The sequence below is a fragment of the Longilinea arvoryzae genome (genome assembly GCF_001050235.1).
In the GTDB taxonomy this organism is placed as follows: Bacteria; Chloroflexota; Anaerolineae; order Anaerolineales; family Anaerolineaceae; genus Longilinea; species Longilinea arvoryzae.
The window spans coordinates 3,967,755-3,981,761 of record NZ_DF967972.1 but is presented as its reverse complement, the minus strand read 5'-3'; the positions used below and the strand labels follow the sequence as shown (position 1 = coordinate 3,981,761).

The 14,007-nt window shown below is 59.5% G+C and carries 10 protein-coding genes; 5 read left to right on the top strand and 5 right to left on the bottom strand.

The window, feature by feature from the left end; translation table 11 throughout:
* Window positions 1–86: 86 nt before the first annotated feature.
* From LARV_RS17845 to LARV_RS17825, 5 genes are all read left to right on the top strand, one after another.
* Entirely contained in the window at window positions 87–1,637 is a 1,551-nt protein-coding gene (locus LARV_RS17845; RefSeq protein WP_172797919.1) for a sugar ABC transporter ATP-binding protein, read from the top strand.
* Entirely contained in the window at window positions 1,634–2,632 is a 999-nt protein-coding gene (locus tag LARV_RS17840; protein ID WP_075074915.1) for an ABC transporter permease, read from the top strand. Before LARV_RS17845 ends, LARV_RS17840 begins: the two co-directional genes overlap by 4 nt.
* 12 nt (window positions 2,633–2,644) lie before the next feature.
* Window positions 2,645–4,177, top strand: a complete 1,533-nt coding sequence (locus LARV_RS17835; protein WP_075074914.1) for an FGGY-family carbohydrate kinase — start codon at window positions 2,645–2,647, stop codon at window positions 4,175–4,177.
* A gap of 77 nt (window positions 4,178–4,254) precedes the next feature.
* Window positions 4,255–5,121 carry a class II fructose-bisphosphate aldolase gene (locus LARV_RS17830; protein ID WP_075074913.1) on the top strand — a complete coding sequence of 289 codons (867 nt, stop codon included), beginning with the start codon at window positions 4,255–4,257 and terminating at the stop codon, window positions 5,119–5,121.
* A gap of 108 nt (window positions 5,122–5,229) precedes the next feature.
* Window positions 5,230–6,291, top strand: coding sequence for a 2-hydroxyacid dehydrogenase (locus LARV_RS17825; protein ID WP_075074912.1), 1,062 nt, complete (start codon window positions 5,230–5,232; stop codon window positions 6,289–6,291).
* Between the two features lie 138 nt (window positions 6,292–6,429).
* Here LARV_RS17825 and LARV_RS17820 read toward each other — a convergent pair whose 3' ends face one another.
* Genes LARV_RS17820 through LARV_RS17800 form a run of 5 tightly spaced genes read right to left on the bottom strand, consistent with a single transcriptional unit; the run spans window position 6,430 to window position 13,867 of the window.
* Window positions 6,430–7,473, bottom strand: coding sequence for a [LysW]-lysine hydrolase (locus LARV_RS17820; RefSeq protein ID WP_075074911.1), 1,044 nt, complete (start codon window positions 7,471–7,473; stop codon window positions 6,430–6,432).
* A complete protein-coding gene (locus LARV_RS17815) occupies window positions 7,470–8,630 on the bottom strand; it encodes an aspartate aminotransferase family protein (protein WP_075074910.1) in 1,161 nt (386 codons plus the stop codon). The genes LARV_RS17820 and LARV_RS17815 overlap by 4 nt, the downstream gene beginning before the upstream one ends.
* 17 nt (window positions 8,631–8,647) lie before the next feature.
* The gene (gene carB, locus LARV_RS17810; protein WP_075074909.1) at window positions 8,648–11,875 is read right to left on the bottom strand and encodes a carbamoyl-phosphate synthase large subunit; all 3,228 of its coding nucleotides are present in this window, start codon (window positions 11,873–11,875) and stop codon (window positions 8,648–8,650) included.
* Window positions 11,868–12,995, bottom strand: a complete 1,128-nt coding sequence (gene carA, locus LARV_RS17805; RefSeq protein WP_075074908.1) for a glutamine-hydrolyzing carbamoyl-phosphate synthase small subunit — start codon at window positions 12,993–12,995, stop codon at window positions 11,868–11,870. The genes carB and carA overlap by 8 nt, the downstream gene beginning before the upstream one ends.
* A gap of 59 nt (window positions 12,996–13,054) precedes the next feature.
* The gene (locus LARV_RS17800) at window positions 13,055–13,867 is read right to left on the bottom strand and encodes a [LysW]-aminoadipate kinase (RefSeq protein ID WP_075074907.1); all 813 of its coding nucleotides are present in this window, start codon (window positions 13,865–13,867) and stop codon (window positions 13,055–13,057) included.
* Between the last annotated feature and the right edge of the window lie 140 nt (window positions 13,868–14,007).

Below are 14,007 nucleotides of genomic sequence, written 5' to 3'. Positions count from 1 at the left end.
TTCTGCTTACTGTTAGGATGTGGCTGGGTGAGCAATCACCCAGCCACAAGACCGAACCATCCAGGTCAAAGGGCATGAGGTCAGAAGTGAATAGTTCTCCAGAAGTCGCATACAGCTTGAGGAACGTACAGAAGAAATACCCGGGGGTCCTGGCAGTCGACCAAGTCGATTTGAGCGTCCAACAGGGCGAAATCCACGGGATCATCGGAAAGAATGGCGCCGGCAAATCCGTCTTGATGACCCTCATCGCCGGAATCTCACGGGCGAATGAAGGCACCATCACCATCCAGGGCAAAGAAATCGATATGCGCACGTACACCCCGACGATGGCGCGCGAGATGGGTGTCATGTTGATTCCTCAAGAGCCTTTATTGATGCCCAGCATGTCCGTGATCGACAACCTGTTTCTGAATTCTGAACTGAAGACCAGATTCGGACTGCTGGACCGTGAAAAAATGAAGAATATTGTGCTCGATATTGCGGATCGGATGTCGGTAAAAGTATCTCCGGATGCCTGTATCGGGTCGCTGCCGATCGAAGACCAGCAGCTCTTATTCTTTGGAAAATCTTTATTTATCAATCAATCGAAGATCATTTTACTGGATGAAATCACCGCTTCTCTACCGAAAGATCGCAAGGTTCAGTTGTTGAACTTGCTGCGGAAAACGATCAAGGAAAACCCTGAAATCTCGTTTACGTTGATCACGCATTACATCAATGAAGTGATCGAGTTTTGCGATCGAGTGACGATCCTGCGCGACGGCAGAGTCGTGAAAACCCTGAACGTGCCCGAAACCAACGCCAAGGAACTGGCGGATTACATCGTTGGCGATGTCAAGCCGAATGCAACCCCGATCAGCTTCCAGAATGATCGAAAAAATCTGGATCGAACGAAAAAACCTCTTTTGAGAATTGTTGGCCTGAATAAAGAAGGCTGTTTCAATAATATTGGTTTTGACCTGTTTGAAGGTGAAGTGGTTGGCCTGGCTGGTTTGGATGGATCTGGAAAGTACGAATTTCTCGAGGCGTTGACCGGCTTGATCCATCCCAATGAGGGAAAACTGATCTACAAGGATCGCGAGATTAGCATCTCTTCCCCCACCGCTGCGCTCAAGCATCGGATCGCCTACCTGCCGAAGAAACGCGAAGAGCAGGCCATCATCCACAACCGGTCGGTGGAAGAAAACGCGTTGATTTCGATCTACGACCGGATTTGCGGCTGGCTTAACTGGATCGATAACCGGAAAGCAAGAGAAATCGTCGAAGGCAACATCAAGAGCCTGAACATCAAAACTCCTTCGCGGCATTCGAACATCGATACCCTTTCGGGCGGTAACCGCCAGAAAGTGGTGATCAATCGCATCAGCAACACAAATCCCAACGTTTACCTTTTGAACGAACCCACCCGCGGGGTGGATATTTCGACCAAACCTGAAATTCTGGGCACCATTCGCCATGAATTGTGCAAGACCAGCGGCGTCATTCTGACCATCGAAAGCGAAGAAGAACTGGTCGACGTGAGCGATGTGGTCTATGTCTTCTATAAGGGCGAGATCCGAAAAGTATTCCATCGGGGCGATCCCAATTTCTGCTTTGCTGAAGTATATAAAGCTGTCCAAGGAGTAAATCTGTTATGACTACCCTAGCAATATCCAAACCGAGGGCAGCGGTCAGCCGTTTCTGCCGCACCCTCCTTTCCGAGCATTTGATCTGGGTTCTTTTGGTCGCGTTGTGCATTGGCGCCACGAGCATTTCCGGCTTCTTGACCGTGAAGAACGTGATCAATATCTTCTGGGCGGCTACTTCGCTGGGCTGCATGGTGCTGGGTATGTTCCTGGTGATGTTGACCGGTGGGACCGACCTGTCGCTGGAATCCACCCTGGGCTTTGCGCCGGCTTTTGCGGTGCTGCTCATGACCTCATGGATGAAGGGCATCGTTACGCCCTGGATGGCCGTGATCATTACCCTGCTGGTCGGCGCCGCGATCGGCTCGCTGAACGGTTTTCTCTCGGTCAAGTTGCGCGTCAATTCGTTCCTGATCACACTGGGCACCATGACCCTGTTCCGCGGTTTACTGGTTTCCTGGATCCCGGAAGGCATCTATTACCTGCCCAAGGTATTCCTGTTCCTGGGCAAGGAGAAGATCGGCGGATTGGTTCCGGTGGCGGTGATTGTCTTCCTGCTTTTGTATGTATTCGGTTATCTCCTGACCGAAAAGATGAGCATCGGCAAGGCCATCTATGCCATCGGCAACAATGAGCACGCGGCCTACATCGCCGGCCTCAACATCGATAAGATCAAGATCCTGGCGTTCGTCCTGGCGGGGCTGTTCGCGGCCACCGGCGGTTTGATCGAATCCGGCCGTATTTCGTCCGTCATCGCCGACCTGGGTTCCGGGACCATCATGAACGTGTTCACAGCCACCATTCTGGGCGGAACGAGCATGTCGGGCGGCGAAGGACGCATCACGGGTGTGTTCGCGGGTGTCCTGGTTCTGACCATCATCGATAACATGCTCAATCTGCTGGGTATCGACCCATCCATTCGCCAGGTCGTCCAGGGCATCATCCTCCTGATCGCAATCATCCTGACCAGTCTGCAGAAGCGCGTCAGCAAGCAGGCGAAGGCATAAAGGACAATCCTTATGAAGAGTAATCCGGGAGCAAAACTGGCTCCTCCCTACTTCATCGGAATCGACAGCGGCCTGACCATGATCAAGGCGGTGATCTTCACTGTGGACGGCAAGGAGGTCGGTTCGGGGCACGTGATGGGAACCAATACCTCGCCGAAGCCGCATTGGGTCGAGCGTGATATGAACTCGGTCTGGGATTGGGTCTGCCAGGCCATCCGCCAGGCTATCCAAACCTCCGGGGTCTCGCCGAAGGACATCAAGGCGGTCAGCATGGCCGCCCACGGCGACGGGGCCTTCCTGCTGGACAACGATTTGAAGCCGGTGCGGCCGGCCATCCTTTCGCTGGACAGCCGCAGTTCGGACTTGATGGACGAATGGGAAAAGGCCGGCATCATCGAGAAGAACATGCGTATTTCGGGCCAAAGACCGCTGGTGGGTTCCTCGCTACCGGTGCTGGCCTGGATGAAACGCAATGAGCCGGAGAATTACGCCAGGGTCCGCTGGCTGCTGTACTGCAAGGATTGGATCCGTTTCAAGCTGACCGGCGAGGTCGCTACGGATTTCACCGAATCCAGCAGCACCGCCACGGATGTGCACACGCAGATGATCGAAAACACCATTTTGCGTAATTCCGGCCTGGATGAAATGGTCGGCAAACTGCCGCCGGTCAGGATGCCGTTCGAACCGGCCGGAAAGGTCACCCGACAGGCAGCGACCGAGACCGGCCTGGCCGAAGGCACCCAGGTGGCGACCGGTTTACATGATATCGATTCCTGCGCGGTCAGCATGGGTTGTTTGCAGCCCGGCCAGCTTTCGATCATTTCGGGAACCTGGGGCATCAACCAGGTTGTTACCACCCAGCCCATGATCGATCCGGATTGGATCTGCCGGAATTTCATCCAACCCGGATATTGGTTGAACTGCGCCTGTTCGCCGGCCTCGGCGGCGAATCTGGAGTGGATGGTTCAGAACCTGTGCCAGGGCGAATGCGAAAAGGCCAAGCTGGAGAAGCGGTCCCGGTTCGATTTCGTGAACCGCGAGGTCGAGGAAGTTCTGCGTGAAAAGACCGAAGTCTTCTTTATCCCGTTTCTATACGGTTCTCCGTTCGGCGACAAGCCCAGCTCGTGCTTCATCGGCATCAAAGGCTGGCACCGGCGCGCCCATCTGCTGAAGGCCATCTACGAAGGCGTGGTTTTCAACCATAAGTACCACGTGGATTCGCTCAAGAAGCGCTGCGATTTCAGTGAAGTGCGCCTCTCCGGCGGCGGCGCCAAGAGCCTGATCTGGAGCCAGTTATTCGCCGATGCACTCGACGTCCCCATCGCCATTCCGGATATCGACGAAGCCGGGGCGCTGGGCGCCAGCCTGTGCGCGGCAACTTCCGCCGGTTATTACAGCTCGATCGAAGAAGCCGCCAGCGCGGTCGTAAAGATTACGCGTACGCATACGCCCAATCCAGAACGGCATGCGCAACTGGCGGAAGCTTACGCGAAGTACAGCGACATTGTGAAAGCCCTCTTGCCTGTCTGGGAGAATATCGGGTGAGGTAATCCCAGACAAAGCAGGCAAGGTTTCGATTACTGGAAAAATCATAAACCGCTTGTATCAAGGAGAAGCAAATTATGGCAATGTTAGGTCTTTCTGAAATTCTTCAGCCCAGCGTGCGCAAAGGATGGGGTATTGGCGCTTATGACACACCCAACCTGGCAACGACTTACGGTATTTTGGATGCCGCGGAAGCGGATAAAGCGCCGGTCATCATTTTGATCTATCCGGCCATGATTCCACCCGAATATTACCCCACTTACGCTGCCTTTATTAAGGCGGAAGTCAAGCGTCGCAACGTAGACGCCGCGCTGGTCCTGGATCACGGCCCTTCCATCAAGGAAGTCGAGGCTGCCCTGGCGGCCGGATTCACGGGCGTCATGATCGATTCGTCCTCCAAACCGTTTGCCGAGAACGTCGCCATCACCAAACAGGTGGTCGAGATGGCGCACAAGCAGGGCGTGACGGTCGAAGCCGAGCTGGGCCACGTCGGCGTGGGTCTGGATGTCCTTCCTGAGGATCAAATGAAGGCGCTGTATACCCGCGTCGAAGAAGCCAAGAAATTCGTCGATCAGACCGGCGTGGATGCCCTGGCCGTCGCCATCGGCACCGCCCACGGCCTGTACAAATTCGAACCCCATCTCGATTTCGAACGCCTGGCCGCCATCCGCGATGAAATCGACGTCCCCCTGGTACTGCACGGCAGCTCGGGCACGCCCGAGGATCAAATCGCAAAGGCCGTCAAACTGGGAATCAACAAGATCAACGTCTACACCGACATCCGCATGGCCGTCTTGAAGAAGGTCCAGCCGCTGGCCGCCCAGCCCTGCGAAAAATTCGACATCACCGATATCGACAACCTGACCCGCAAGGTAACCCAGGAAGTCGTTCATCAAAAAAACACCCTGTTCGGTTCCGTCAATAAGGCGGGGCTTTATCGGTAGCCATTACTGGATGGGATGGAGAACCTGAGGATTTCCGAAGGTTCTCCATCCACTTTCAATAAAATAGTACTTCGAGGACCCTGTTCTCGCAATCAAAGGAACGATGGAATGAAACTCGTTGCGATCTATGATCTGTTCGTAAAGAAAGAATATATGGAGTCCGGCCTGCAACCCCTGAAGAAATTCGGCATTCAGGTGGAGACGGTCGAATGGGTGGTGGGGGATATTCCACACTTTCAAGAAATCAATCTGGCAGTCGAAAAAGGCGGCAGCGAAACCATCGAACCCACCTCGGAAGTCTACGTTGCCGTCAAGGATGCCGATATTATCGTTACCCACTTCTGCACGATTACCAAACGTTTGATCGATCACTGCAAGAATCTGAAGATGGTGTGCGTTCTCAGGGGTGGGGTCGAGAACATCAACATCGAGTACGCCACCCAGAAGAATATCCTGTGTGTAAATACACCCGGGCGCACCGCGAATGCGGTGGCCGATTTCACCATGGCCATGGCGCTGGCGGAAATTCGCAACATCGCCCGGTCGCACCACAATCTGAAGCAGGGCAAGTGGGTGCGCGATTACACCAACAAGGACCGCGTGCCCAATATGTTCGGGCGGACCTTTGGCATCATCGGCCTGGGCGAAATCGGCCAGAAGGTGGCCCAACGCCTGCAGGGATTCGAGACCCACATTCTGGGATACGATCCATACGTCACTCAGGACCGCGTGGATCATTTGAATGTAAAAATGGTCAGCCTGGATGAATTGATGTCCCAGTCCGATATCATCAGCATGAACGCCCGCCTGGTCCCGGAGACCTTCCACATGGTTGGGGCGCGCGAATTGGCCCTCATGAAACCCAACGCTTACATCATCAACACGGCCCGATCCGGGTTGATCGACGAGAAGGCGCTGTATGAATGCCTGAAGGCCAGGAAGATCATGGGCGCCGCGCTGGATGTGTTCGATGAGGAACCGATCGATAATCGATATCCGATCGCCACGCTCGAAAACGTGACCATCACGCCCCATCTGGCGGGCGGCACGATCAACACCATGACCGATTCACCGCTGCTGCTGGCCAATAACCTGGTTCCGCTGTTCGAGAGCGGAAAGTCGCCGCGCGGGGCATTGAATATGGATAAGATTCACTTCGCCCTGGCGTGAGTGGGTTCTATACAGGTAAAAAGGTATCTTAGAAGATTACGGGTATTTTCTTTGCCATCCTCGCAATAGAGGTGACCTGATGTGATTGGCGGGTAACCTCCCCCTGCTGGCTCCGGGCTCTGACCGGAGCCAGCGAGTTTAACCCTTTTCGGCGATTCCCTGGAACGCGGCTGCCAGAACGGCAACCGCTTTTTCAAATTCAGCCAGCGAAACACACTCATCTGGTGTGTGGTCCAGCGCCGAATCTCCCGGCCCGTAAACCAGCGCCGGGCAGCCCCAGGCCGGCGCGACGACGTTCAAATCCGCCGTGCCGGTTTTATAGACGAAAGACGGCGCCCCGCCCTGGGCGCGGATGGCGCTCAGGAAAGCGCGCACCAGGGCCGAATTTTTCTCGCAGGCCCAGGCCGGGACAGCATAACCGGCCTCCTGGATTTCAGCACCGGCGGCGATTTCAACCAGGCGGCGATACCACTCCTGCGGGGCAAGGTCCGGCGGCAGGCGCGCGCCCAGTTTCAGGCGCGCCCACTGCTCGAGACCGTCGCCTCCCGATTCCATCCCCTGCAGCGACAGCATGATTTTGTCGAAGGCGCGCGTTTTTCCGATGTTGAACGTTTCGACCCAGGCCTGCACGGCCAGCCAGGCGGCCACGGCTGCTTCGCAGGCGGTCTGCTCGCCGCTGGCCGAGTGAACCTGCCTGCGGCGTACGGTCAAATGCGCCCCGGCTGAGCCCTTATATCCCAGGGCCACACGCTCCCAGCGGTTGGGCTCGCCGATGACGGCGTAATCCGGATGGTACTGGCCGGCCGCAAAGCGGGCCCCCAGCGAATCGCGCTCCTCGTCCACCGCGCCGATCACCACCCACTGCCAGCCTTCCACAGCCCCGACCCGGGCGACTGCGTCCGTGAAGCAGGCCAGGGGTCCCTTGGCATCCACTGCCCCGCGCCCGTAGAGCACGCCGTCTTCCACGCGCACGGGCAGTTCGCCGGGCACCGTGTCGATATGCCCGAGCAGCACCACCTGGCGCGGCCCGTTTCCAAGCACGCCGACCGCATTCCCGGCGGCGTCGATGAAGGCCCGGTCGTAGCCCAGGGAGCGCATGTGTTCCGTCAGCCATAAACAGGCCGCGCGCTCCTGCCGGGAAGGGCTGTAATGCGAGACCAGCCCGAGCAGGGTCTGGCTCATGCCTGAGCTCCCAGCACTTCGGCCAGGGCGGCGACCACCTGATCGAGCTGCTCTTGGGTGATCACCAGCGGCGGCAGCAGGCGGATGACGGTCATGCCGGCGTTCAGGGCAATGATGTGTTTTTCCTGCAGCGCCTTGAGATAAGGCGCCACCTTTTGTTTGAGTTCGATACCCACCATCAAACCCATCCCGCGCACTTCGCGAATTTCCGGGGATTGGATGGCTTTCAGCTTCTCCATCAGATAAGCGCCTTTGCGTGCTGCCTGTCCGGGGAGGTCCTCTTCTTCGATGACGCTCAGGGCGGCATTGGCGGCCGCGCAGGCCAGCGGGTTGCCGCCGAAGGTCGAGCCGTGCGCCCCCGGCACCAGATTCTTGACCCGCTCACCGATCAACACGGCGCCCATGGGCAGGCCGCCCGCCAGGGATTTGGCGCAGCACAGGATATCCGGGACGATATCGTAATGCTGGTAGGCGAAGAATTTCCCCGTGCGGCCGAAACCGGTTTGAACCTCGTCGATGATCAACAGGGCGCCGCGCTCGGTGCAGATGCGCCGGGCCGCCTGCAGGTATTCGGGATCAGCCGGGTACACGCCGCCTTCGCCCTGGACAACCTCCAGGATCACGGCGGCGGTCTCGTTCGTCACGGCATTTTCGAGCGCCTGAATGTTGTTGTAGGGCACATGGCTGAAACCCGGCACCAGGGGCTCGAAATATTCGCGATATTTCTTGTTCCAGGTGGCCGAGAGAGCGCCCAGGGTGCGTCCGTGAAAACCACGCATGGTGGCTATGATTGCGATGCGCCCGGTGGAGATGCGCGCGAATTTGAAGGCAGCTTCCACCGATTCAGTGCCGGAATTGCAGAAAAACACCCGGTCCAGGCCCGGCGTGAAACCGGTCAGCTTCTCCATCAACAGCGCGCGCTGATCGTTGGGAAACGTCTCGAACAAGGTGAGCAATTTGGTGGCCTGGTCGGCGATGGCGGCGGCGACTTTCGGGTTGGCGTGCCCCAGATTGGCCACGCCGTGTCCGGACGAGCAATCGATGTACGCGTTGCCGTCGACGTCCCACAGGGTGGCGCCCTGCCCGCGAACAAATGCGATGGGTTGTTTGGCATACAATCCGGATGTGTGTTTGGCTTCCATACTGATAATATCCATATTCCCTCCCGGAGAAATCAGGCTTGATTGGGTGAAAACAGGCTCTGCATGCTGCGGTAACGCAGCGTCTTCTGGCGCAGGGCGACGATGGCTCCGGTCGCGGCAGTCGCGGCCGAGAGCGTGGTCAGCAGCGGGATGTTCATGGCAATCGCCGCGGCGCGAATTTCGGCGCCGTCCGTGCGCGCGTTCGGCCCCAGGGGCGTGTTGATGACCATGTGTACCTGCCCGGTCCGGACCAGGTCCACGGTGTGCGGCGAGCCTTCCTTGAATTTGTTGACCCGCTCGACGGGCAGCCCCACTTTGCCGAAGAAATCCGCCGTCCCAGAGGTGGCGTAGAGCTTGAAGCCCAGGCGGAACAAGTCGCGGGCGATCTTCAGCGCGGCGCTCTTATCGTAATCATTGACGCTGATCAACACCCCGCCGTTTAGCGGCAGACCCACCCCGGCCGCGAGCTGGGATTTCGCAAAGGCGTGGCCGAAGTGAGCGGCATGCCCCATCACTTCGCCCGTCGAATGCATCTCGGGACCGAGCACCGCGCTCGAACCGGGCAGCTTCTTGAAGGGCAGCACGGCTTCCTTGACGAAGAATCCTTCCACGCGCGGTTCGTGCAGCACACCCAGTTCCGCCAGACTCTTTCCGGCCATGACCTGGGCCGCGATATAGGCCAGGTTCAGTCCGGTGGCCTTGCTGGCGTAGGGGACGGTTCGGGAGGCGCGCGGGTTGACCTCCAGCACGTAGACCATTTCGTCCTTTAATGCGAATTGCACGTTCATCAGGCCGCGCACGCCCAGAGCCAGCCCCAACTGCTCGGTGTACTCGCGCATGATGCCCTGGTGATAGGCGCTGACCTTATACGGCGGCAGCACGCAGGCGGCGTCGCCGGAATGGATGCCGGCGGCTTCGATGTGCTGCATCACGGCTCCGATTACCACCCGCTCGCCGTCCGCCAGCGCGTCCACGTCGATTTCAAAGGCATCCTCGAGGAACTTGTCGATCAAAATCGGCTGGCCGGGCGCCGCTTCGATGGCATTTTGGATGAAACCGCCCAGGCTATCCTCGCCCTCCACCAGGGCCATGGCCCGCCCGCCGAGTACAAACGAGGGCCGCACCAAAATCGGATAACCGATGCTCCGCGCCACGGCGCGCGCCTCTTCGAGCGAGCGGGCGATGCCGTTTTCCGGCTGCGGAATTTCGAGTTTGGAAAGCATTTGGGCAAACGCTTCGCGGTCTTCGGAAAGCTGGATGGCGTGCGGCGAGGTCCCCAGAATTTTGGCGCCGGCCGCTTCCAACCCCGCCGACAGGTTCAGCGGGGTTTGCCCGCCGAATTGGACGATGATGCCTTCCGGTTTTTCGCAGTCGACCACGTTCAGCACGTGCTCCAGCGTGAGGGGCTCGAAGTACAGGCGGTCGGCGGTGTCATAATCGGTCGAGACCGTTTCGGGGTTGCAGTTGTACATGATGGTCTCGTAGCCCATCCGGCCCAGCGCGAAGGCGGCCTGGCAGCAGCAGTAATCGAATTCGATGCCCTGCCCGATGCGGTTTGGGCCGCCGCCCAGGATGAGAATTTTGGGTTTGCCGGTCGGGCGGGACTCATCCTCCGTCTCGTAGGCGCTGTACAGGTAGGGCGTCTGGGCCTCGAATTCCGCCGCGCAGGTATCCACGCGCTGGAACGTGGGCAGGATGCCCAGTTTCTTGCGCAGAATTCGAATTTCCGCGGTCGACCTGCCCAGCAGCCGGCCGATCTGTCCATCCGAGAAGCCCATGCGCTTGGAGGCGCGCAGCAGGATCGGGAAGTCGGGACCCTGCACGTCGCCGGCGGCGATTCTGGCTTCCTGGCGCGCGATCTGCTGCATTTCGGCCAGGAACCACAGGTCGTATCCAGAGGCCCGGCTGATCTCTTCCAGCGCAAAGCCCTGCCGGATGGCGCGGTAGACCTGGAAAAGCCGGAGCGCGCCGGGAACTTCCAACCCCGCCAGCGTTTCCGGCGCGGCGGGCAGGCCGTGGCTGGGCCCGCTGCCGTCCAGCGCGTCGATGCCGATCTCCAGCGACTGCACGGCCTTGTGTAGGGCTTCGGCAAAGGTCCGCCCCAGGGCCATGACCTCGCCGACCGATTTCATCTGCGGGCCGAGCGTGGGATCGACGCCGGGGAATTTCTCGAATGCCCAGCGCGGGATCTTAACCACCGCGTAATCCAGCGCGGGTTCGAAGGCGGCTTTGGTCTGGCGGGTGATGTCGTTGGTGATTTCGTCGAGGGTGTAGCCCACGGCCACCAGGGCGGCCAGTTTGGCGATGGGGAAGCCGGTGGCCTTGGAGGCCAGCGCCGAGGAGCGGCTGACGCGCGGGTTCATCTCGATCACAACCACGCGGCCGGTGCGTGGGTCGACCGCGAACTGCACGTTCGAGCCGCCGGTTTCAACCCCGACAGCGCTGAGGACGCGGTGGGCCAGGTCGCGCAGGATCTGGAATTCGCGGTCGGTGAGCGTTTGCGCCGGGGCGACCGTGATGCTGTCGCCGGTATGAACGCCCATCGGATCGATGTTTTCGATGGTGCAGATGACCACGAAATTGTCCGCCCGGTCGCGCATCACTTCGAGCTCGAATTCCTTCCAGCCCAGGACCGATTCTTCGATCCAGGCCTGACCGATGGGCGATTCGGCGATAGCCTTGTGCACGGCTTCAGGCAGTTCCCCGGGTTTGTAGACCCATGAGGCGCCGCTGCCGCCCAGCGCAAAGGACGCCCGCACCAGCACCGGGAAGCCGGTCGCTTGGACCAGTTCTTCGGCCTCGGCCAGCGAATAGGCCGCGCCGCCGCGCGGCACGGGGATGCCTGCCTTTTGCATCGTTTCGCGGAAGAGCTGGCGATCTTCGGCGGCCTGAATGGAGGCCAGATTGGCGCCGATGAGCGGGACGCCGTACTTTTCGAGTACGCCGTTTTCGCTGAGCGCCAGCGCCAGGTTCAGGGCGGTCTGTCCGCCGACGGTGGGCAGCATGGCATCCGGTTTTTCCTGGGCGATGATGGCTTCCAGCGCCTCCGGGATAAGCGGTTCGATATAGGTGGCGTCGGCGATTTGGCTGTCGGTCATGATTGTGGCCGGGTTGGAATTGACCAGCACCACCCGGTAGCCTTCCCTGCGCAGGGCCTTGACCGCCTGGGTGCCGGAATAATCGAACTCAGCCGCCTGACCGATGACGATGGCGCCCGAGCCGGGCACCAGAATGGTGTGAATATCGCTGCGTTTAGGCATGGGTTCTCCTTTCGCCGACCAGGGCGAAGAAGTCGCCAAAGATGTCGTGCGCATCGTGCGGGCCGGGGGCGGCTTCGGGGTGGAACTGGACGCTCAAAACGGGCCGGTGATTCATGCGCAGCCCTTCGAGCGAGCCGTCGTTCAGGCTTTGGTAAGTGATCTCCACCTCGGCGGGGTCGAGCTGGCCGGGTTGGACGCAGTAATTATGATTTTGAGCCGTGATCAACACCTCGCCGCCCGGCAGGTGCTGGACAGGATGGTTGCCGCCATGATGGCCGAATTTGAGCCGGTAGGTGTCGGCGCCCAGCGCGCGGCCGATCAACTGGTGGCCCAGGCAGATGCCGAACAGTGGGACGCCGCTGGCGATCAATGCCTTCACGGTCTCCACCAGACCGGGCAGGCCGGCCGGGTCGCCGGGCCCATTCGAAAGGAAAATGCCGTCCGGGTGCAGCGCCAACGCATCCCGGGCGGGGGTTCCGGCCGGGACGACGGTCACCTGCGCGCCGTAACTGGCCAGGTGACGCAGAATATTCTCTTTGATGCCAAAATCGTAGGCCACGATGGACGCCTTTTGATCGCCCGCCGGCTGAACCCACTGGCTGCCGGCGTCGCCCGGCCAGACATATTGCGCCGGGCAGGATACTTCCTGGACCATGTCGCGCCCATCCAGGCCGGGCCACTGGCGCGCCAGCGCCAGCAGTTCAGCCGCGGAGGTACCCTTCGTCGAGAGGGCGGCCTTTTGCGTGCCGCCGTCGCGCAGCTTGCGCGTCAACCAGCGTGTGTCGATGCCGCTGATGCCGGGTACGCCGAAGAGCGCCAGCCAGTCGGACAATGCCAGGGCCGCCCGCCAGTTGGAGGTAACCGGGCTGAGCGAGCGGATCACCGCCGCGGAGATCTGCGGAGCGCCGGATTCATCGTCCTCCAGGTTGATGCCTACGTTGCCGATATGGGCAACCGTGAACAACACGCCCTGGCCGCGGTAGGATGGGTCGGTCATGATTTCCTGGTAACCGGTCATGCTGGTGTTGAACACCAGCTCGAAAACCGCGTCGGTCTGGGCGCCAAAGGCCTGACCTTGCAGCGTGGTTCCGTCTTCCAGTACGAGTGTGGCCTGATTCACAATAATTTACCGTTTCCTGTTCGGGTTTACGAATAAGACGAGGCTTTCCGAATAAAGCTTTACTGGATCAACGTGCCGGCGCCGGCCAGGGCGGCCGAGATCGGTTTTTCAGTCCGACCATCGGCGATGATGACCTTTTCGACGCCGCCCTGCAGAGCTTCCTCCGCGCCGAGGACTTTCTTCTTCATGCGGCCCTGGGCCATTTCCAGCGCGGCGGACAGCCTGGCCTGCGGCAGGGTGTGGATGAGCGTGGATTCATCCGGGAACTTTTCCATCAATCCCGGCGCCGCGGTGAGCAGGACCAGAGTTTCGGCTTTCAGCGCGACGGCGACCATGGCGGCTGCCCGGTCGGCGTCCACATTGAGCGCCTCGCCTTTGGCGCTGACCGCCACCGGCGCGATTACCGGCAGACAGCCGGCCGCCAGCAGCATTTCGAGCAGCCCGGCTTCGACGTGCTCGATCTTACCGGTGAAGTCATCCCGAATGATCTTGCGTTTGCCGTTTTCGATGCTCTGAATGGCGTCCTTGCGAGCGGCCAGCATCAGCCGCCCGTCCAGGCCGCACAGCCCGAAGGCGTTGACGCCCAGGCTCTGAAGCTGCTCGGTCAGCAGCGAATTGACCTTGCCGTTGACCGCCATCAGGAAGATCTCGAGGGTCTGGCGGTCGGTATAGCGCGAGGTGTAACCGGAGGGAGAAGTGATGAATTTAGGCGGTTTCCCCAGCGCCTGGCCCAGGGCGTTTGCCTCGGCCGAGCCGCCGTGCACGAAGACCAGTTGGCGGCCCTGTCTCAGCAGTTCGGCTGCGTCCGCGCAGATGGCGGAGAAATCGACGCCTTCGGTGCCGCCCAGTTTGATCACAATTGTATTCGCCATTATCGTTTCCTTTCAAAGGAGGGGATAACCATAGAGATACAGAGCTCGCAGAGAAGAGGTTTTTAGGAGGGAAGAGTGAAGAAATCCCTTGCTGTGTCAAAGTGGTATTTTTTTAAGAATTATCACCACGGAGATCACGG

Excerpts from the sequence above, each read along its gene's own strand:
- LARV_RS17840 (WP_075074915.1), top strand. The coding sequence starts at position 1,634 with ATGACTACCCTAGCAATATCCAAACCGAGGGCAGCGGTCAGCCGTTTC.
- LARV_RS17835 (WP_075074914.1), top strand. The coding sequence starts at position 2,645 with ATGAAGAGTAATCCGGGAGCAAAACTGGCTCCTCCCTACTTCATCGGA.
- LARV_RS17830 (WP_075074913.1), top strand. The coding sequence starts at position 4,255 with ATGGCAATGTTAGGTCTTTCTGAAATTCTTCAGCCCAGCGTGCGCAAA.
- LARV_RS17825 (WP_075074912.1), top strand. The coding sequence starts at position 5,230 with ATGAAACTCGTTGCGATCTATGATCTGTTCGTAAAGAAAGAATATATG.
- LARV_RS17820 (WP_075074911.1), bottom strand. The coding sequence starts at position 7,473 with ATGAGCCAGACCCTGCTCGGGCTGGTCTCGCATTACAGCCCTTCCCGG.
- LARV_RS17815 (WP_075074910.1), bottom strand. The coding sequence starts at position 8,630 with ATGGATATTATCAGTATGGAAGCCAAACACACATCCGGATTGTATGCC.
- carB (WP_075074909.1), bottom strand. The coding sequence starts at position 11,875 with ATGCCTAAACGCAGCGATATTCACACCATTCTGGTGCCCGGCTCGGGC.
- LARV_RS17800 (WP_075074907.1), bottom strand. The coding sequence starts at position 13,867 with ATGGCGAATACAATTGTGATCAAACTGGGCGGCACCGAAGGCGTCGAT.